We start from the raw sequence: 20162 nt of genomic DNA on the forward strand, positions 1-20162 counted from the left end.
GGGCGTTAAAGAGCAGGAGAGCCTTGATAGCCTGCGCTGACATCGGGACGGCTATGATCCTGATGAAAAAATTGTAAAGAAAACGGGGCGCCGGAGCAACCTTTTTGCCGATTGTTGCGTCTTTTTTGAGAGAACAGATAAGGCGGTGGTGAGGATTTGAAACCACGACGCAGCGAAGAAGTCCGTTATTTCGTCCGATTTGCGTCGGTGACGGCTATATTATTGACCTGGATGATGTCCTTTGTGACGCCGGCGCCGGCTCTGGCTGTGCCGGCGCCCGCGGCGCCTGTTCAAATCCAGGCTGAAAACGCAGCGACGGAGCCTTTCGAAAACGATGAGGCGAGGCAACTTGATCAAAACAGGCAAAAGGTCGGGCATTCTTCCCCGGGAAACACGAATGGGGCCAAGGTGCGTCTTCAGGTCACTCCGGGATATGGCGGCGACTACAAGCCCAATCACCTTGTCCCCATCCGGGTCAAGGTGTCGAACACCGGCGTTCCCCTCGAGGGCATCTTGCGCATAGCCTCTAGGGAACCGGAACCGCAGGTGGGGCACTATGCGCTCCCGCTGTCGATGGCGGCGGGAGAGGTGAAGACCTTTACGCTTTACGCCGCAGGACAGCATCTTCAGCCGAACATGGTCATCCGACTGGAGGGTGACGATGGATCCCTGATCGCCGATGAAAAAGTGGGCGGTCGCATGCTGAATGGAGAGGACCTGTTGATTGGAGTGCTTAGCGAAAAAGCAGGCACAGCCGACTTTCTCGGCAACCTTCGCCGGGAGAAGACGCAAGTCCTCTATCGGCTTCAGCCGCTTTCCGAGGCGGACATACCCGACACCGCCCAATGGCTGAAGCTGCTGGATGTGCTCGTCATCAACAACTTTCCGTCGGAAAAGCTGTCGACGGCTCAGGTAGATGCCATCTGGGGATGGGTGGAGAACGGCGGCATCCTTGTCCTCGGCGGCGGCGTTGATTACCGGCGTTCCGCGGCGCCCTGGCTGGCCTTATCTCCCGTCACCGTTCCGGCCGAATCCCCGTTGACCCGTCTGAGCCGGTCGAGCCGTTTAGCTGAGAAAGCCGGTATGGAAACCGTACCCGATGGACCGATCACGGTGGCGACAGGCAACCTGACAGAGGGGCGGATCCTTGTGGAGGAAAAAGGGCTCCCCCTCATCGCCCTGCGGCCTGTCGGTGACGGCCAGGTCTTGTTCTGCGCCTACGACTTGGGCGAAGAGCCCCTCGCCCACTGGTCCGGCAACAGCCCCTTGTGGAGCCGGATCTTGCTTCCCCTTTTCGATGGGAAGCATGCCGGCTTGCATGGCGGCCCCCCGGGCATCGATTCCTGGCATGCCCTTGCCATGGCGGCGGAACGTATTCCCGCATTCCGGACGCCGTCCATCGGGGTATTGTTGGCGCTCTTTGGCGCTTATATCGTGATCGTCGGTCCTGTCCTCTACTACCTCATGGGGCGATGGGACCGGCGGGAGTGGAACTGGCTGGCGATTCCTGCAACGGCCTTGCTCTTTGGCGTCGGTTTGTTCCTGTTTGGCGCAAAAGACCGGATGGGTGGGGCGCTGACCCAAAACCTCTCCGTGATTGACCTGCATGATCGCTGGTCCCATATCACGACCGGCGCGGCATTCTTCGTGCCGGAAGGCGGGACCTATCGAGTGGAGGTGAAGGAGGGGCCGGTCCTCTGGCCCTTTGATGTTCCCGATTACAGTCGCCCTGATGATCTTCAGCTTCTCCTCTCCGGCGGAGATACTGCCATGACCGCAGAATTTCGAGACGTGGAGTTCTGGTCTCTCCGTAAAGCCTTGTTGCAGCAGACGAAGCAACGGGGAAGCATCAATTCCCAACTGATCTTCCGGGACGGTCGATTGACGGGAATGGTTGTCAACAGATCCCCCTTCGCCATCCGCGACGCCCGGATCCTCTACGGTGTTGACGTCATCCTTGTGGGCGACCTGCCGCCAGGAGAGGTCGTCACCGTCAATGCCCCGCTTGATGACGGGACGGAGCAAAAGACGTCCACTTCATTCGGGCCAGTCAGCCTGATCCCCTTGGAAAAACTGCTTCCGGGAGACACAGCCCCGGCGAATTCACCGGTTCGAGCGAGCCGGGAAAGGGACATTTTGGGCGCCTTTTTCCGCGGTGGACCGGTATTGCCCTCAGGTGAAGCGGAGCTTTTTGGATGGACCGATGATCCTGTCGTCGACTATGCCATCGCCGGTCATCCCCATACCGCCGTTCATCTGGGACTTGTCCATTCGACCCTCGCTTTGTCGCCGGGAGCGGACGGGACGATTCGCTATGCCGCTGGCGCTTTTTTGCCGAAAGAAGTGAATCGGCCCGTTGACGCCGACGTCTCTCCCGAGGGATTCTTCCTTGATGACAGCCCGCTCATCCTCGACTATGGCGTCAAAGAGCCAAACACAGCCGACTTCATGCGTCAGAAGGGCGCCTTCGCGCCGACGTGGATTCACATACACTTTCGGTCCCATGAGCCATCCCTCCATTTCAAAAAAGAAGTTTTCGACTGGCGCCAGGGTGTCTTCGTCGATTGGGAACAGGTCGCTCCCGATAACCGCCTGGAAGGGGATGCCCTGCCATCGTTCCTTTCCCCGGATGGAAAGCTGAGGCTTCGCCTTTCCCATGATCAAAAAGAGATGCTGCGCAAGTTCGTGGAGTTTCCCCTTCTGACGGTGGAAGGGAGGGTGGCGCCGTGATCCGTCTTGTCGACATCCATATGTCCTTCGGTCCGGTGCAGGCCGTCAAAAAGCTCAATCTGGAGATCGGCCAAGGGACGATCTTCGGTTTCGTCGGTCCCAATGGCGCCGGCAAGTCGACGACCATGCTGATCCTGGCCACGCTGCTCCGTCCGACGGCAGGGGAGGCCTTTGTGGACGGTTTTGACGTAGTCCGCCAGCCCAGGGAAGCCAGGCGGCGGATCGGCTATATGCCCGACTTTTTCGGGGTCTATGACAACCTGAAAGTTACCGAGTATCTCGACTTTTACGCCGCTTGCCAGGGGATCCCGCCGCAGGAACCGCCGGCGATTAGAAAGCGGCTCCTGGAGTTGGTCAACCTGGTCGAACAGGCCGGCGCCTATGTGGACAGCCTGTCGCGGGGAATGAAACAGCGCTTGGGATTGGCCCGTTGCCTCGTCCACGACCCGCCGGTGCTGATCCTTGATGAACCCGCCTCCGGTCTCGACCCGCGCGCCCGCGTGGAACTGCGGGAAATCCTGAAAAATTTGCGCGGACTCGGGAAGACGGTGCTCATCAGTTCCCATATCCTGCCCGAACTGGCCGAGATCTGCGACGACATCGGCATTTTGGACAAGGGCGAACTGGTTGCCAGGGGAAGCGTGGCCGCCATCCGGTCGCGGCTGAAGGGCCGCCGGATCGTCCGCATCCGCCTGACAGGCGCGCCAGAGGCGCCGACGGTGATGGAACGGTTGCGTTCCCACCCGGCCATCGCCGGAGTGGCGGCAGAAAAGGACGAGTGGGTCGTGAACATCGACGGCGATGACAATACACAGGCAGAAATCCTTCGCAGCCTCATCACAGGAGGTCTGCCCGTAGTCAGCTTTGCCGAGGCAGGCAGCAACCTGGAAGCCATTTTTATGGAAATCACAGGGGAGGCGATCCCATGATCCCGTGGCCAAAAGGGCTCTCACCGTTGCTCGTGAAGGAATTGGTGGAACGGATGCGCGCCAAGCGGACGCCCTGGGTGATCGCCCTCTATCTGGCGCTGATGGGGGGGATCATCCTGGCCGTCATCTACCTGGAGACAAACGGAGAAGGCTACTTCAATCCGAGACGGAGCCGCGAGCTCTTTACCCTGTTGGCCGGGGTGCAGTTGGCGATGATCGCCCTGATCACCCCGGGGTTGACGGCCGGCGCGATCAGCGGTGAACGGGAGCGGCAGACGCTCAATCTGCTGTTGACGACACAGTTGACGCCGCTCAGCATCGTGGTGAACAAACTGCTGTCAGCCATCGCGTTTATCATCCTGCTTGTCCTGGCCGCCCTGCCGGTCTATTCCATCGTCTTTCTCTACGGCGGCATGTCGCCCGGGCAGATTGGGCGGCTGCTGATCTTTTTTCTGAACACCATCGTCGGATATGGCAGCCTGGGGATTGCCGCTTCGGCGGCGCTCCGGCGAACGACGATCGCCACGACGGCCTCCTATGGTCTGCTCTTCGCTTATGGGGTAGGCACGTTGCTCCTGGCCTCTCTCGTAGAACGCTATTATACGGAGTCAATCCGCGTAACGGCCCAGCACATTCCGTCTGAACCGGTCACGCCGGTGTTGCCCCATGTCCTCCAGTCGATCAACCCGGTCCCTGTCGTGGCCACGCTGTTCAATCCCTCTTACATGGTGGGGGATTCGTCGCTGCCCAGTCCCTTTTTCATCTACCTGTTCTTTTGGACAATCCTTTCGGCCCTGCTTCTCTTCGCCGCCGGCTGGCTGCTGACGCCGGGTCGGCAACCTCTCTTTTCGCTGCGGCGAGGCAAGGCCTGATCGTTGTCCAAGAATGAAACGATTTGCCATCTGTATACTTGTATAATCAGAGATGGTGAAGGAACGACGATAAGAATTGGCGAATAAAAAGATGGTACGACAGAGTGCTCTTTGGAGTCTCTTTGGAGAAAGCAAATTGGCCCGGACTGTTGAGGTGATTGCCGGTGGAACTGACCGTCGCTGAGTTGGATACCATGCTGGCTACGTACCGGCAGATGGAAGTGGAACTGCGCGTCAAACTCGAATCGCTCCGGTCGCCCTTGGAAGCGAAATACGGGCGACCAGTGATCCTTTTCATAGAAAGCCGCACGAAAAAAGCGAAGAGCCTCGTGGAAAAAGCGCGCCGTTATGGTTGGCCCGTCAACGGGGAAATCAGCAGCCGCATCAAAGATATCGCTGGTCTGCGGGTGATCGTGCAGCACCTCGACGACATCGCGCGGGTCGTGTCCATTCTCAAAAACCGCAAGGACCTGCGCCTGGTTAACGAGAAGGACTTTGTCCGCTCATCGAAACCGAGCGGCTATCGGAGCCATCACCTGATCGTCGAGTATGACATGTATACGGCTGACGGCGCGGTCACCCTCTTCGCCGAAATCCAGGTGCGGACGGTGGGTCAGCATTTCTGGGCCGTCTTGCAGCACTCCATGATGTATAAATACGGTCTGGAGGTTCCCGCCCACATCGCCGAGAACCTGCGCTTGATCGCAGAAGAGACGAACAAGGCCGATGAGAAGATGATGGTCATGCGTCAGGCCGTTTCGAAGGATCTTGAGACAGACCAGATCCGCGCCTATGCGCGCCATCTGGCGGGCATCCTGAGACGCCTGGAATCGCCCATGACCAAAAGCCCCTCGCCCGATCCCGCCCACCACTTTGAGACGTTGACCATCCTCGAATTAAGCTTCCAGTTGGGCCGCCGGGGGATGCACCCACAGAGCCTGCGGCCGCAGGAACTGGCGCGCTGCTCCTGCTGCAAGGCCCCTTTCCTGCTCCACGAAGAGGTGCGGGCCATCCTGCCCCGCATGGACCATGTCCAACCGATCTCTGATCCCGTCCGGCTCTGCAATGTCTGCTACTCCCTGGTGCTGCCGATCTTACGCTGGGAACTGGCGCCGGCCTTGGATCGCGTCCGTCACCAACGGGAGCCCGAGGAGGCCGGTCACCTGAACCGGAAGTTTCAGCAGTTTTATGGAGAAAAGATTCAGACGCCCCTGCTGACGCGGTTACAGAAAGCGTCTGTTTTGATGGCTGAACACCTGACCGTCTGCCCGGCGAACCTGAATGTGGGCGCCGTCACTCTGCTGAAGGCGAAACTGGGCGATGGTTTGAGCGTCCAGGTAGCTTCGGACTGGGACCCTCAAAACGCCGAGATGGAGAACCTCTCATTTTACTTTAAGGTCAACTATCGCGTCGTTGGCCGGTTGGCCGTCACCTACCGCTATCCCGAGATCGAGTGGGATGAGTTTCACGAGCCAGAACTGGTGGAACCGGAATCTTTCGGCCATGATGAACTCGAACTGGAAAGGATTTTCACACAGATCGACGGCACGCTCCGGGAGATGCGCGGGGCCTTGCGGGCCAGTGCAGGCGGTTGAACCGGCCCTTTTTATGCCCCTTTGCCGTCATTTGGAATAACGGTCTGCTACCCGCGTGGCGCCCACGGCGAAGGGTTTCGTCCGCACCGCATATTGATAGACGGGAGCCAGGCTCTCGGCCCAGCCGACCACCCGCGGCAGATGGAGACGGCTGAGCCCGTTCTCGCCGCCATCGATATGTAGCTCCAGTTCCCAACAGAGCAGGCGACCGTTGAGGACATGGCGCAATTTGCCGATCACCTCGATGGACATGTGGGTTTCAAAATCGAGCTTTTCGCCGAGAGGGAGGCAGCGGTTGAGCACCTGTGTGTACTGGTAGGACTGGGCGCCTTTGCGTTCCCGATAGCCGGTGATTGATGTGACAACACGGGTTGAGGCGCCGTGGGACTGGCTGTCGGTGCCGATCCAGAGGTGCATTCGCGCGTCCGGGTATTCACCGGAGAATCGTTGAAAAGCCTGTATCACCTGTTCGATGGGAAGGATTCCTTGTTGCCCGCGAAATAACATGCGGGTTTCCTCCTTTCCGGTCAGTGGCGTTCTGATACCAATCCTATCCCCGCAGGGTTAAGCGCCTGTTAGATTCCGATTAAAAAGTGAGTTTCAGTAGGGTCTTTGAACCGATTTGGCCCCTATGGTAGTTTATCCCGGACGGTTCGGTTTTATGGATGCGAAAAAGCGAAGGTTTCCGTTGTTTTTGGCGGAAATCTTCGCTTTTTTCTCGTTTAGAGCAGGGATAGCGATAGAACTGCGCCGGTTTTATTCACCGCCGCCGCCCTGGCCGGCCTCCTTGCCGCCGCCTTCACCGTCGCCGCCCCCACCTCCGCCTTTGCTGCCTTCCTGGGTTTTGGCGGCTGATTGGATTTTTTTCTTGATCTCCGGATCGTCCATGCTTTCTTTGATTGTTTCTTTGATCGACTTGCGGACCTCTTTTTCCTTCATGACCAGGGCTAGGTTTTCTTGGAACTTGGAGTCGCGGAGCATCTCCTGGAGCGTCTTCTGGAACTTCGGATCTTGGGAGAGAACCATCGCTTGAAATTCCGGGTCGCGGATCATGCGGGCCAGGCGTTGCTGGTATTCATCGGTCTTGATGATATCGATCATCATGGTCTTCATATCCTGATAATCGGGCTTTTCCTGGCCTTGCTGCCCCTGCTTCCCTTGCTGTTGCCCCTGTTGCTGGGACTGTGTTTCCGCCGGGCGGCGCTGGGGTGAACAGGAGGTGATCCCGGTGATAAGCAAAAAGGCGATGATCAGTAACCAGAGTAATCGCTGCATGCCCTCGCCCCTTTCTGCGGTCACCTGTAGAATCCCTCAGGGCAGGAAAGCCTATTCCCCCGAACTGTATACTCTGAAAATGGCGCACATATACTACAGCATAAAGGGGGTGAACTCCTTGGCAGCCATTTTATCGATCGGGGCGAGCCGCAATCTCGACGGTCTGAACCACAGGCTCATGCAGGAGATCCGGGCGCTGGCGGGGGAAGGTTGGCGGCTTAGCATGCGGCAGGAACGGTCCAACGGGGTTCATCAACTGACCTGTTATTTGGAGGATCACCCGGCTGGGGAATCATCAGACGAGATGACCCTGATCCTGCGCCAGTTCAGCGCCAGGGTGCTCATGGAGTGGATCCTGGAGGTTTGGGAACGGGACCTGATTCAGAAACGGCTCCGGGCTGATCACCCGCACTTCAACGAACAGGAGCGCAGGCTGATCGGTGACAAAGCCCTTCTTATAATAAAGCGCAAGGAAGAGGTCTCAAAAGAATACATCATGTACCGAATCGGCCGCAACCAGCGCATCCTGGAACGCCTAGTGGAGGTGTTGGTCAATTTCGGCCGGATCCATGTGGACGGCTTTCTTCGCTTCCGCTTGCAGGATTATCTACAGGCTGTCGCCGACGCCGTCGACGGTGCCGTCGACGAATATATGATGGAAAAGGAGTACAACGAGTTTATCCACCTGTTGCGCTACTTTCTGGAGATCCAGGAGTCGCCTGTTGAGGTGGTGCACGTCTTCTTGCGTCCAGGCGGGTTCCAACTGCTCGATGAAAAGGGCAAGCCGGTCAACAACGAGGTGGTCGACGGATTCAGCCGCGACTACCTGGATCATGAAGAGATCAGTTTCGAGGATCTCTTGATCAGCGCTCTCGTCACTGTCGCGCCGGTGCAGGTCGTCCTTCACTCCCGCGAGGGGATGCCGGTCAGTGAGACCTTGAGCACGATCCAAGCCGTCTTTGGCGATCGCCTGCATCGCTGTCCCGGCTGTGAACGATGCCAGGCCTTGGCGGCGATGGAGCAAAGGGAGATGCAACATACCTAGCGAAGGGCCGGTCCTTGAAGCATGTCTCCGAAAGTTGACAAGCCATTCCCTGACGATTAAACTGAAACCAAGAGACGGACTTACCGCCTCTCGTCCCTGAACCGGGGCGAGAGGCTTAACTGTATTTAAGGAGGACGCACATCTTGAGCAATATCGTGAAAGTGACCCTGAAAGACGGGGCTGTCCGGGAATTTCCCCAGGGGACGACCGTCGGCGCTGTCGCCGAGGCCTTGAGCCGCAAGCTGGCTCAGCATGCTGTCGCCGGCAAGCTCGACGGCAAGGTGGTCGGCTTGACGACGCCGATCGAGAAGGATGTCCAGTTGGAGATTTTCACCTTTGACGACCCTGAAGGCCGCGAGGTCTATCGTCACTCGTCGTCCCACCTGCTGGCCCAGGCGGTGTTGCGGCGCTTCCCTGGGACGAAGCTGGGCATTGGCCCGGCTATCGAAAACGGCTTCTATTATGACTTTGATTCGGAACACAAGTTTACGCCGGAAGACCTGGAGGCGATCGAGAAGGAGATGGCCGACATCGTCAAGGCCGACTACCCCATCGTCCGCCGCGAGGTCAGCCGGGAAGAGGCCATCCGCTTCTTTGAGGAGCGGGGAGAACAGTACAAGGTTGAACTGGTCAAAGACCTGCCAGAAGACGCCGTCATCAGCATGTACGGCCAGGGTGACTTTGTCGACCTCTGCGCCGGACCCCACCTGCCTTCAACCGGTCAGATCAAAGCCCTCAAGCTGATGAACCTGGCCGGCGCCTACTGGCGGGGCAGTGAGAAGAACAAGATGCTCCAGCGCATTTACGGCACATCTTTCCCGAAAAAAGCCGAACTGGACGAGCATTTGCGCCGGATTGAAGAGGCGAAGCGGCGCGATCACCGCCGGATCGGCCAGGAACTGGAGTTGTATACGATCCTCGAAGAAGGGCCCGGTTTCCCCTTCTTCTTCCCGAAAGGGATGATCATCCGCAACGAACTAGAGAATTTCTGGCGCGAGGAGCACCAGCGGGCCGGCTATCATGAAGTCCGCACGCCCATTATTTTGAATCGGTCGCTCTGGGAACGTTCGGGCCACTGGGCCAACTACCGGGAAAACATGTATGTGACCGAAATTGACGAACAGGATTTTTGCATCAAGCCGATGAATTGCCCTGGCGGTATGCTCGTCTACAAGCAGGCCATCCACTCCTACCGCGACTTGCCCTTGCGCATGGGCGAACTCGGCCTGGTGCACCGCCATGAGATCTCCGGCGCCTTGCACGGGTTGATGCGGGTCCGCTGCTTCACCCAGGATGACGCCCACATCTTCATGACACCCGGCCAGATTAAAGAAGAGATCATCGGCGTCATCGAGTTGATCGACCGGATCTATAAGACCTTCGGCTTCGAGTATCATGTGGAACTGTCGACGAAGCCAGAAAAAGCCATGGGCAGCGACGAGATCTGGGAACTGGCGACAAACTCCCTTGAGGAAGCCCTTAAAGCCAAAGGGATGGACTTCAAGGTCAATCCCGGCGATGGCGCTTTCTATGGGCCCAAAATCGACTTCCATCTCAAAGACTGCATCGGCCGGACCTGGCAGTGCGGCACGATCCAACTCGACTTCCAGATGCCTGAGCGCTTTGATCTGACCTACGTCGGCGAGGATGGTCAGAAGCACCGGCCCGTCATGATCCACCGCGTCGTCTTCGGTTCCATTGAACGATTTATCGGCATTCTGACCGAGCATTATGCCGGGGCTTTCCCGACCTGGCTGGCTCCGGTGCAGGCGCGGGTGCTGCCTATCACCGACCGCCACCACGAGTACGCCGAATCGGTGCGGGCCGCGCTGGCAAAGCAGGGCATCCGCGTCGAAGTCGACGGACGCAACGAGAAGATCGGTTACAAGATCCGCGAAGGCCAGGTGCAGAAGATCCCCTACCTGCTCGTCGTCGGCGACAAGGAGGCCGAGAACGGTGCCGTCGCCGTCCGTAAGCGCGGCGAAGGCGACAAGGGGGCCATGGAAGTAGCAGCGTTTATCGCCCAACTGGTTGAGGAAATCCAAAAGAGGGAAAATCCCGACTCTGTAATGTGTAATTAACAAGCAGGCACCTTTTTCGTGCGCATTTAGCAGGGCCTCCCCCAAGGAGAGCACTGCTTTTTTTTTGTGATCTATTCGGTGGATATGCGAAGAAGACAGGTTTCTCGGCTGTAACGGCGATAGTCCAGAGTGAGTAGGATGATATCAAAACAGGAAAGAGGGGGATGAGATGGCGATCATATGTCCTGAGGTGTCCCAAAATACCGCTACCATCGCTGTCCCAAACGTTTACGAATTTAATTTCACATTTCTAGGTGTGGATTACGATTTTGCTAGTGGCACATCCACATTTACCTACAGTGTGTGTAAGCCGGGAACAGGAAATCAGTTCAGCGATCTCAGTCACTTTGTTATCGCCTTCGATTGCGAAGGCGTGAATGTATTATCCGGGGGCATATTTGAAGACCCCGATCCACCTACCGGATTGACGGGTATTAAGGTGGAAACACCTGGAAACACCGCGGTTTGCCCGAACGTCGATATCTATTCCTTTACGGTAGATGCGCTCTTGGAAATCGGGCCCGTACCCATCGCTGCCTTGAGAAAGTCATGGGGCTTATTGACAAAGTTGCGAGTATCAGCGTAGGCCCGAATAGTATCGCGCCGTTGCCCCTTTCGTTGGAATGTGACCCTAACCGCGCAGTTCGAGTTACCTTAAGCTTGGCCTGTACAGAATTGGTCAACCGACCCTATAAGTTCTTGATCGAAGTTTATCGTCCAAATTCTTCAAACCCCGTCTGTTTCAAGTTCGTCGACTGCATCCTCCTGAATGAACCCATTAATGTAACAATTCCTATTCCAGAAACAACATTGGATACGGTCACATACAACGTTCGGGTCTATGCTGCTGAGTGTCTGCTGTAACCGTTTTGTTGCATCCCACTCCTTGACCATAGTCGCATCAATCTGGCCAGGGAACGCTTGTCTCATCACTCGTCATAAAGTAACCTGATAAAAAAAGAGGCGGCTCACCGTTAGGGAACTGCCTCTTTCTCATTTGTGACAATAGCAACCGGGTAGTATCCATTGCCTTTTGGCGATAGATTGGCCCGAGCTATTAACCGGCCCATCTCGGGATTGGGCACATGAAAGCAGCATTCACATTGCAGATTGCTAAACTGACGTGAAACAACATAGGTTCTACCGGTTCTACCTTCAACAGTACTAGAAAAGATAACAACTGCATCAAAATGAACCGTTACTCTGATATTGCCGTGCGAATACTGCTTTTTGTTACCTCCAATGGTTTCGACCTTGCAACGTACGTTTAGTGGGTGATAGGCGACTATCACAGCCGATTTCGGTATTCCAAAGGTTTTTATCTGATGACGCGACGAACAACGCTCTATTGCCTTAAAGTCGACAACTGCCGCCATGATGTGTACAGAGGCGCCAATAGCGCCGAAAGCGCATTTTTCCTTCTCTTCAGCCAGATTCGCGTCAATTTGAACGGGAACTACCTTGCGAAGTACGACAGTACAGTCAAACTCCACTTCACCTGGATATGGATGAATACAAGGCAGTTCCACATGTGTTGAAACGACTTGGTTTGGTCCAACACACACCGAAGTCGTCCCATCCCGAATCGCACTATCCATAGGCACCACACCCATCAGACGTATTTTCTTTTCTATATTATGCGAAAAGCAACGATTGGGCACAAAAAGGATCTCGCCGCATAGGCACGCAGCTTCAATAAAGTCGTTGTCATCGTTAACCAAGCAACATGCTTGTAAGAGACTTAGTCCAAACGCTCGACAGGCAGTCTTAAAAATAAAAAACCAATTTTAAATTGTGCCAATTGGTATATTTTTGAGTAGGATACTAATGGAGAGTGTTTTTTACAAATATGCAACACTCTCTGAGAAAAAAGAGGAGGTGTCTTCATGGATCAAAAAACAATCGAAGCATCTGTTCAACAATTACGTGAAAAGCTGTCAGGTGTTAATTCGAGCCAAAACAAAAAGGAAGTCATTACCGACGCCGTCCGGAACATGATTCTCAATCTGGGAATTACCCTGCCCCCTAGCGCCGTCGAAGCCCTCAACCAAATAAACTTCAATGCCCCTGTCCCTACTGTCGTAACCGTTCCCGTTGCCCAATCACGCGGTACTGCTTCAACCCCTGTCTATCGTCCGCCAGCACCCGTACAATCATCGAAAGCCTCAAGAAGAACAAGAGCTTGTCCCCACTATGGCCATATAACGAAGTAAAAAGGGAAAGAGCTACAAACAGCGGGGGCCGGATCATTGACCGGTCCCCCACGCTCACCTCGCTTCGTTCCCTTGAAGTCGCTTCGGCATAACCATTGGCTCCACATAATCATAGGGAACCTGGTGTTCGGTTCTTATCATGCCTTGTAATTCGAGCCATCTGTTCTCTTCGGAAAAACGCAATAGGCTGTAATAATCCTGATAAGACTGGGCAAGTTCTACGCTGCTTGGCGCGTTTAACGTCAGATAAGCATAGGGATTATTGCTGCCTTCGTTTAGAAATAATTTTGATACTTCCTGCTCTAACCCTCGTAAGGATTGCTGTACCTTATCCGGTAAGCCCCCTGTTATTTGTTGTTCCAGTCCCTGCAGTCTGAAAGGGTAAAGCGGCAGCGTATCTTCCACAATGAGATCGACCAGCAGCCCATACCGTTCTAGTACAAGGGCAAAGTCGGAGACGGTGCGCTTCAGGATGTTACATACGTCTTTCCCAACTCGCAACCAGCAGTAGCCGTATTTTGCTATGTCACTCTTCTCTTCTCGCCTCCATTTTAGCGAAGCTAATTACTTCAATAATATGATACGGAAAAACTACCCAATGTGATAGACAGGGCCCTTGGCCTCTACCACGGTAGAGACAAGGGCCTAGTCGTTCCATACCTACTTGGTCAACGCGTGGCCGCACGTTGGACAAACCTTTGCTTTTTGGGGGATATTAGACATAGCCTTTTGAAGGGCTTGAACGTGATAGGTGGGAGTCGTGACGACTGTCGGTGGCGGGGGCAAAGGGGTGACGGAAACAGTAGGAACGGATACTTTGGTTACAGTCACGGGAAAGGTGGGGGTGGACGGCTTTGTTGCGTTTTCTGGATCGGTGGGAACGACTGGTCTGGTTATCGTGAAAGGGGGGGTGGGAACGACTGGTTTGGTTTGCGTAACCGCGGGAACGGGCACAGCGGGTGTGGCTTTTGGCGCCGGTGCTGGAGGAACAGCCGCCGCTGGATTGCTCGGGAACTTGATCTTCTCAATGATGTCAAAAGCTTTGTCGGGGATGTTGACACCCATGTTGAGAATCATATCCCGGACAGCGTCGGCGACGATTTCAACCTTGTTTTCAGCGTTCTTGGCTTCTGCGATTTTTGTCCGAATTTGCGTCATCGCGTCTTCCATTTTTTTTGGATCCACGAGTTTTCCCTCCTCTGATACTATTGAAGCGGTCGAGCCGACTCGATCCACTCCATTTACACAGTATTCTGATTGGCAATGATTGCCACGACACATTTTTATATCCTTGTTGAACGCAGGTAGGCGCCTGACGCCATTTCCTCTGCCGTATAGATGTACCTTGGTTTGCCGACGACGCCGACGCTGAGCAGTTCCCTCCGGTCATAGAGAGCGCCTCTGGGAACAAAATCGACGGTCACGGGAAAGCGGTATTTCTCTTCAAGTGCTGTGATCATGCCAGGAGGCATCTCATTGACCGGCGGTTCCGACTCGACGACAAAACGCAGTCCCGGTGGTTCGACGCCCACGACCCAAAAACGGCGGCAGGGAAGGCGGTCGACGAGTTCGTCAAGGTCCCAAAGGTCGAGGGTCTGTTGACCCAAGGTCACTGTGTGGGCGGTCCGGCCTCGGATTTCAAGAGTGGCCTGCCGGCCACAGGAGCAAGGTTCGGAAATCAGGCGGACCCGGTCCTGGGTGACGTAGCGGACGACCGGTGTGGCTTTGTCGGTAATGGTGGTGACGACCAGGATGCCCGTTTCGCCTGGTGCCACTTCGCCAGAAAGGTCATCTCGAAGGACTTCGAAGATGAAGTAATCTTCCAACGGGTGCAGCCTCCCATGGCGACAGGCGGCGCCGGCGGTGCCGATTTCAGTCATGCCGTAGATGGTAAAGACCGGCACTCCCCAAACACTCTCCAACAGGCGGCGTCGACCCGGTGGGAGCGGTTCCCCGCCGAGGAGCAACGCCCGCAGGTGAGGAAAGTCCCGGTCAGGCTGCAACCCCAGCAACTCTGCCGTCTCGGCGAGCAGCAAGGCTTGCAGCGGCAGACTGGCCAGGACGGTCACCTGAAGCTTGCCCATTAGATCGATGATCCGGGGAAAGGGACTGACGGCCGAACGGGAACTGGCGGCAATGACACCGGCGCCCCGGTTTTGTGCCGCCCGGTGAACGGCATGGGCGATCATGGAGATGGCGTAGGGAAAGCGAACGAGGACCGTGTCTTTTGGTTGAAAATCGATCCCGCAGGCGTTGACCTGGTCGGCGTTGTCTCGCAGATCGCCCTGATGAAACCAGGTGGAGGCCGGCGTACCTGTAGTGCCGAAGGATTCATGGTACTGAAGCACCTCAGCATGAGGCACGCAAAGCATGCCGTAGGGTGAATGGTCAATCAGGTCCCTTTTGGTCATCAGGGGGATGTTTTTTAGCTCCCCCAGAGAGGACAGAGGTTGTTCCGGCAGTCGGTCCCGGTAGAAAGACGCCTTGCGGTATTGACTGAGAGCGACATTCAGCGCCTTCAGCCGCTCTTCCGGTGTCATGGGTTGTCGCTCCTGGCGAGCGCCATGCCGGTGAGTTGGGCGATGTTTCCGCCGAGCACCTTGTCTAGGTCGCTCCCTTTCAGTCCCAGGAGGAGGATCTTATCCAGTTCGACTTTGGGATGGGAAAGGGGGAATTCGGAGCCGAAGATGACCTTGGAGGGACCGGCCCGTCGGATCGACTCCTTGATATGCAGGAAACTGCCCGTTGATGTTTCTAGAAAGAAGTTGTCATGTTGGATGGCCGCTTCCAGCCCCTCTTGATCGGCCGGTCCGAATCCCATGTGTCCGAGGATGAAGTTCACTTTGGGAAAGCGGCGGGAGAGGGAGACGAACTTGGCCGTCGAAGCGCCGGGACTGAAGACGGTATGGGTGTAAAGGGGGACGCCGAAGGTTCCGCAAAGATCAGCCAGTTCGGCCACGCCTTTGCTGGCGAAGGAGAACTGATGGCTCATCGGTGATAGTTTGAGCCCGCGAAAGCCAGCCTTCAGAAGTGTTTCTAACGTCTCAGGGCCTTGGGGGTCGTGGGGATCGACACAGGCGAAGCCGGTCAGCTTCGCGCCAGGCAAGATACAGGCGGCAGAAACGTAGGCATTGTCTGGGATCGGTTTTTCTGGTTTTGCCCGGCCGGTGATGTAATCGGTCATCTTGCGCACATCCATCATGCCGCCGGGCACGACGACGGCGCCGTCGATGCCAGCCTCGCGCAATTGGGCTTGATAGAGGTCGTTGTTGCCGTATTCGGTGTTCGACAGGTGGGCATGGGCATCGATGATCATGGCGCTGCCTCCTCCCGAACAACCCGGACTGTCTTGCCGCGAGGACGGGGGATGGTGTCGACAATCTCTACCTCGCAGGGCACGCCAACAGCGTACTCCATCTTGCTGGACAGCTTGTCGGCCAGTTCCGCCGTGGCGTTCACCTTCGGCGCCAGTTCGGTGCGGATTTTCAAACAGTCGTTGTCTCCTGCCTTGACGATGAACTGGTACCAGTTGCCCACCTCACGTTGGCGCATCAAAAACTCCTCCAGGTAGAAGGGGGAGAAGTCAAAGCCGTTGATCCGGATCTGGTCGCCTTGCCGGCCCCGCAGGTGCAGAAGTGGCAAGGGGACGCCGCAGGGACAGGGGTCGGGGTCAAAATAGCCCAAGTCCTGTGTGCGGTAACGGATCAAGGGCGCGTCACGGCGGGTAAGACAGGTGACTACGATCTCTCCGACCTCCAAAGGTTCTAATGGTCGGCCTGTCTTCGGCTCTACAACCTCGAGGATGACATGGCTTTCTGTGACGTGATAGCCACGGTGTTCGTCACATTCGATACCGACGACACCGCCTTCGAGGGTGCCGTAATAGAGATTGGCTCGTGTTCCCCAGAGTTCTTCCACTCGTTCCCGGAAGGCGGGGGAACAGCCTTCGCCTGTCAGCCACATCTTTTTCCAGGGGATGGAGGTTAGGTCGAACCCTTCTTTTTTCGCCGTCTCGTGCAGCGTAACAGCGTAGGAAGGGGCGGTGATGGCGCAGTTAGGTTGCAGGTCGCGCATCATCTGCACCGTTTTTTCCGGCGTCGAGTAAGCGCCTCCCTTGCCGGCAGTGAGGACGGTTGCGCCGCAGCTATTGATGAAGGACTTGTGGAAGGCGAGACCAGCCGAACTCATCTCGTAGGGCAGGGCGTTCAGCACCATGTCGCCGCGACCGACAGGGACGAGCACGGGAAAGCCTGGCGCCAGGTCGTGCATATAGTAGTCGTCCCAGGTGTGCAACACATAGATCTGCTTACCGCCTGTCGTTCCTGTAGAGACGTGGATGATGCTCACATCGGCTTTGTCACAGGCGAGAAAGCGCCAGGGATCCTGCCGCAGGTCGTCCTTGGTCGTAAAGGGCAGTTTGGCAAGGTCTGACAGTTCCTGCACATCCTCAGGCCGGATGCCAGCTTCGCGGAACTTTTCTTGGTAAAAGGGTGATCTGGCATGGGCGATGGCCACGATCTCTTTGAGGGCCTCTTTTTGGTAGGCTGCCAGCCGTTCCAGGGGCATGGCGTCGGAAGCTTCTCGAAAGTAGCGGCGGAATAGGTCGGGTGTTTGGGCAGCCCGGATGCGGTCTTCAAAAGCCAGGGTCATGGCGTCACCTCTTCTCGGGCTGAGACAGGAATGTCTGCGCAATAGGGGGAGTCAGGGCAGTCGGCAGACAGGCGTGCCCAGATTTTTTTGGCTTCAAAGTCATTGTTGGAGCGGTGGCAACACTCTGCCAGGTGGTGAAGCACGCGCGCGTACTCTTCTTTCGATAGCAGCGAGGGATCTTTCTCATAAGCCTCCAGGACGAAACGAAAATCCTGGACAGCCGTCTGGGCTGTATGGAAGAAGGCTTCCGGCAGGGAATAGGCCAGGTAGGCTCGCAACAGGCGGATGCGCACGTTTTCAGGGTCCTTTTCCTTCGCATCCCGCAGCACTTTCATCGTCCGGATGGCGCTGCCGAAGAGAGCCTGCGGTTCGAGGGCGTCTTTTTCGATAAGCGCCGTTGCAGAGGCGGAGTAGGCCAAGGCAAGAGCGTCCTCCGGGTCGGCTTCATGGGCTTTTTTCAGCAGTTTCTGGGCGACTCGGGCTGCGCCCCTGTCGCCGGCGGCGCCGGCTTCAAAAAGCCGTGCCCCCTCGCGCAGCAGATCCGCCTTTTCGGTTAACGTGAGCAGTTTGGCCTCTTCATCGGCGTGGAAGTCGCCTCGCACCCGTTCGACAGGACGGACAAAAGACCCCTCGGAGTCGATGGCGAGGAGACGGTTCCAGACCTCATCGGCCGCTTCCGCCATGCCCATACGATGGTAGGCGCAGCCTAAATCGAAGAGGATCTGCTTGTGCTTTTCCGGAGGCAACGCAAGGCGACCCTCATCATAAGCGGCCAGGATCGCCTCAAAATCGCCGATGGCCGTCGAGGTACGACGGAAGAAGCCCTCATGAAGGCGGAAACTCTGGTACGCCCGAAGCAGGCGAATCTCCAGGTCGTCGGGGCGGTTTTCCACGGCCTGGTCGAGAAGCTTGATGGCCGGGATCGCCATTTTAAACATGCCGTAGGAGTCATCGACAGTGCTGCCGGCCAGGGACTGGCAGTCGGCAAAATAGGCGGCGACGCGGTCGTCGGCGCGATGCCGGTCGTACAGCACCTGGAAGTAGGCAAGAGCCCTTTCGATGGCTTCCCGGTTTCCTGTCAACGCCTGGCTGTGCAGGGCTACGCCTTCGGCGATGGCCTCGTCCGGCGCCGGCCGCTGGGGCGCCGGCGCGAGGGTGATCCCCTGTTTCTGTGATGCCCGCGGCTCTTCTCGCAAGCCCGACCAGGCGGTCACGCGGGGGATGGAAAAAGGAGTTGATGAAGCCATTCGACAGAAACCTCCCGAATCAACCAATTTGGGGGACAAAGCCCTCTTGTTCGATGAGGGCGCGGTATTGGGGGTCTTTTGTGACGGTGAGCAGTTTGGACCAAGCCGCTTTCGCTTCGTGCATCAGGTGGATGTTTTTATAGGCCACACCAAGTTGGAAGAGGATGCGCCAGTAAAAATCGGCGGAAAAGAGGCGGCTGTCCTGTTCATGGCGGGAGATGAGGTAGTGGAAGTCCTCGATGGCCGTGCGGCTGCGGTGAAAGAACTGCTCGGGCAGGCGGTAGCAAACCTGGCCGCGTAGGACCCGTGCCTGAACTAGGTCGGGATGGGATCTGACGACCTTGTCAAGTGTCTTCAAACCCTCCAGCGCCTTGGCAAACCGTTCCGACGGATCGACGGCGTCCCGGCCCAGGAGACAGACGACACTGCCGTAGTAGGCTTCCACTAGCGGCGCTGCTGACCGCCGACGCAGTTCGGTGAGTATTTGATGAGCTTGAATGACAGCATCCTTATCACCGTCGATGCCAGCGTCATGGAGCGCTACCGCCTTTCGGAGTTCAACAGGTTCCTTATCAGAAGATGCTGACGAATTCAGCCCCTGCGCCGCGTTCCCCGGGAAAGTGACAGTGAAGCCAGCCCAGGAGCGATTGGTGGTTTGTGAAGGGGGCTTTTGTTGAGTCACAGTTCATTCCTCCTGGTTCCTTCGGATGCTAATTGTCGACGGAGGACGCCAGTTCTGTCAGTCGGGAAGCCTCCACAGCGCCGTCGAGGATACGTCGAATGGCAGCCGTAAGCTGGAGCGGGCGCCCATGTTGGAAGATGTTTCGCCCAATAGCCACGCCCATGCTGCCGGCCTGTTGGGCCTCGTAGACCATAGCGAGCAGTTCCTTCGTCGTTCCTGTCTTTACGCCGCCAGCAATGATGACGGGGATGCGGACACTGCCGGTAACCGTCCTAAAGCTTTCCGGCGAACCCGTGTAGTTGACCTTGACGATATCGGCGCCCAGTTCTTCAGCGACACGGGCTGCATGGGCGACTTTTTGCGGATTATACTCGCTTGCTTTATCGCCGTCACGGACATACATCATCGCCAGCAGCGGCATGCCCCAGAGTTCACAGGCGTCAGCCACCTGGCCCAGGTCTTCGAGCATTCCCTTTTCCGAGGAGACGCCCAGGTTGACATGGACGGAGACGGCCGTCGCGCCGAGTCGTACGGCATGTTCCACCGATGAGACCAGTTCCTTGTGGTTTGGTTCCGGCGAAAGGGCAGTCGAGGCCGATAAGTGAACGATCAGGTCACACTGTCCCGACGATAGCACCCCGGCGATCTGCCGTGCCAACCCCTTATGAACGATGACGGCATCGGCGCCGCCATCGGCAACCGCTTTGACCATATGGCGAATTTCCTTCAGGCCGTCGAGGGGACCCAAGGTGACGCCGTGGTCCATAGGAACGGCGAGCAACTGCCCGGAAGCCGAGAAGAGCCGGTTCAGGCGAATCTCTTTTCCTGTCATGGCTGCCGCTG

19 protein-coding genes are annotated in these 20162 nt (G+C 56.8%); 8 read left to right on the forward strand and 11 right to left on the reverse strand.

The window, feature by feature from the left end; genetic code table 11:
- Positions 1-156: 156 nt before the first annotated feature.
- The 4 genes from AC0CW1_RS15450 (at position 157) to AC0CW1_RS15465 (ending at position 6126) form a co-directional block, all read left to right on the forward strand.
- On the forward strand, positions 157-2730 hold the full coding sequence (locus tag AC0CW1_RS15450; RefSeq protein ID WP_488183888.1) for a hypothetical protein: 2574 nt from the start codon (positions 157-159) through the stop codon (positions 2728-2730).
- On the forward strand, positions 2727-3659 hold the full coding sequence (locus AC0CW1_RS15455) for an ABC transporter ATP-binding protein (RefSeq protein ID WP_488183889.1): 933 nt from the start codon (positions 2727-2729) through the stop codon (positions 3657-3659). The genes AC0CW1_RS15450 and AC0CW1_RS15455 overlap by 4 nt, the downstream gene beginning before the upstream one ends.
- Positions 3656-4531, forward strand: coding sequence for an ABC transporter permease (locus AC0CW1_RS15460; RefSeq protein WP_488183890.1), 876 nt, complete (start codon positions 3656-3658; stop codon positions 4529-4531). Before AC0CW1_RS15455 ends, AC0CW1_RS15460 begins: the two co-directional genes overlap by 4 nt.
- A gap of 164 nt (positions 4532-4695) precedes the next feature.
- Positions 4696-6126: a GTP pyrophosphokinase gene (locus AC0CW1_RS15465; RefSeq protein ID WP_488183891.1), complete on the forward strand. Its 1431-nt coding sequence runs from the start codon at positions 4696-4698 to the stop codon at positions 6124-6126.
- 27 nt (positions 6127-6153) lie between these two features.
- Here AC0CW1_RS15465 and AC0CW1_RS15470 read toward each other — a convergent pair whose 3' ends face one another.
- Both AC0CW1_RS15470 and AC0CW1_RS15475 read right to left on the reverse strand, forming a co-directional pair.
- A complete protein-coding gene (locus tag AC0CW1_RS15470; protein WP_488183892.1) occupies positions 6154-6633 on the reverse strand; it encodes a ribonuclease H-like YkuK family protein in 480 nt (159 codons plus the stop codon).
- A 249-nt stretch (positions 6634-6882) separates the two neighbouring features.
- Positions 6883-7425, reverse strand: a complete 543-nt coding sequence (locus AC0CW1_RS15475; RefSeq protein ID WP_488183893.1) for a GerD family protein — start codon at positions 7423-7425, stop codon at positions 6883-6885.
- Between the two features lie 94 nt (positions 7426-7519).
- Here AC0CW1_RS15475 and ytxC point away from each other — a divergent pair, with 94 nt between their 5' ends.
- The 3 genes from ytxC (at position 7520) to AC0CW1_RS15490 (ending at position 11113) form a co-directional block, all read left to right on the forward strand.
- Complete coding sequence (gene ytxC, locus AC0CW1_RS15480; protein ID WP_488183894.1) at positions 7520-8446, forward strand: sporulation protein YtxC; 927 nt, start codon at positions 7520-7522, stop codon at positions 8444-8446.
- Positions 8447-8598: 152 nt separating this feature from the next.
- Positions 8599-10527 (forward strand): threonine--tRNA ligase, encoded by a 1929-nt coding sequence (gene thrS, locus AC0CW1_RS15485; protein ID WP_488184179.1) that lies wholly within the window; start codon positions 8599-8601, stop codon positions 10525-10527.
- A 169-nt stretch (positions 10528-10696) separates the two neighbouring features.
- On the forward strand, positions 10697-11113 hold the full coding sequence (locus AC0CW1_RS15490; RefSeq protein WP_488183895.1) for a hypothetical protein: 417 nt from the start codon (positions 10697-10699) through the stop codon (positions 11111-11113).
- Between the two features lie 388 nt (positions 11114-11501).
- Here AC0CW1_RS15490 and AC0CW1_RS15495 read toward each other — a convergent pair whose 3' ends face one another.
- Entirely contained in the window at positions 11502-12248 is a 747-nt protein-coding gene (locus AC0CW1_RS15495) for a hypothetical protein (protein ID WP_488183896.1), read from the reverse strand.
- A gap of 165 nt (positions 12249-12413) precedes the next feature.
- Here AC0CW1_RS15495 and AC0CW1_RS15500 point away from each other — a divergent pair, with 165 nt between their 5' ends.
- Positions 12414-12740: a hypothetical protein gene (locus AC0CW1_RS15500; protein ID WP_488183897.1), complete on the forward strand. Its 327-nt coding sequence runs from the start codon at positions 12414-12416 to the stop codon at positions 12738-12740.
- A 54-nt stretch (positions 12741-12794) separates the two neighbouring features.
- On the opposite strand, the gene AC0CW1_RS15505 is transcribed toward AC0CW1_RS15500, so the two are convergent.
- From AC0CW1_RS15505 to AC0CW1_RS15540, 8 genes are all read right to left on the reverse strand, one after another.
- Positions 12795-13145, reverse strand: coding sequence for a hypothetical protein (locus tag AC0CW1_RS15505; protein ID WP_488183898.1), 351 nt, complete (start codon positions 13143-13145; stop codon positions 12795-12797).
- A 255-nt stretch (positions 13146-13400) separates the two neighbouring features.
- Positions 13401-13925 carry a hypothetical protein gene (locus tag AC0CW1_RS15510; protein WP_488183899.1) on the reverse strand — a complete coding sequence of 175 codons (525 nt, stop codon included), beginning with the start codon at positions 13923-13925 and terminating at the stop codon, positions 13401-13403.
- Between the two features lie 98 nt (positions 13926-14023).
- On the reverse strand, positions 14024-15280 hold the full coding sequence (locus tag AC0CW1_RS15515; RefSeq protein WP_488183900.1) for a phenylacetate--CoA ligase family protein: 1257 nt from the start codon (positions 15278-15280) through the stop codon (positions 14024-14026).
- Positions 15277-16056 carry an amidohydrolase family protein gene (locus AC0CW1_RS15520; RefSeq protein ID WP_488183901.1) on the reverse strand — a complete coding sequence of 260 codons (780 nt, stop codon included), beginning with the start codon at positions 16054-16056 and terminating at the stop codon, positions 15277-15279. The genes AC0CW1_RS15515 and AC0CW1_RS15520 overlap by 4 nt, the downstream gene beginning before the upstream one ends.
- Positions 16053-17390, reverse strand: a complete 1338-nt coding sequence (locus AC0CW1_RS15525; RefSeq protein ID WP_488183902.1) for a phenylacetate--CoA ligase family protein — start codon at positions 17388-17390, stop codon at positions 16053-16055. The genes AC0CW1_RS15520 and AC0CW1_RS15525 overlap by 4 nt, the downstream gene beginning before the upstream one ends.
- Positions 17387-18637: a hypothetical protein gene (locus AC0CW1_RS15530; RefSeq protein WP_488183903.1), complete on the reverse strand. Its 1251-nt coding sequence runs from the start codon at positions 18635-18637 to the stop codon at positions 17387-17389. The genes AC0CW1_RS15525 and AC0CW1_RS15530 overlap by 4 nt, the downstream gene beginning before the upstream one ends.
- Before the next feature lie 19 nt (positions 18638-18656).
- Positions 18657-19319, reverse strand: coding sequence for a hypothetical protein (locus tag AC0CW1_RS15535; protein ID WP_488183904.1), 663 nt, complete (start codon positions 19317-19319; stop codon positions 18657-18659).
- A gap of 28 nt (positions 19320-19347) precedes the next feature.
- Positions 19348-20151: a 2-amino-3,7-dideoxy-D-threo-hept-6-ulosonate synthase gene (locus AC0CW1_RS15540; RefSeq protein ID WP_488183905.1), complete on the reverse strand. Its 804-nt coding sequence runs from the start codon at positions 20149-20151 to the stop codon at positions 19348-19350.
- Positions 20152-20162 lie beyond the last annotated feature (11 nt).

Source organism: Heliomicrobium sulfidophilum, from assembly GCF_057715735.1.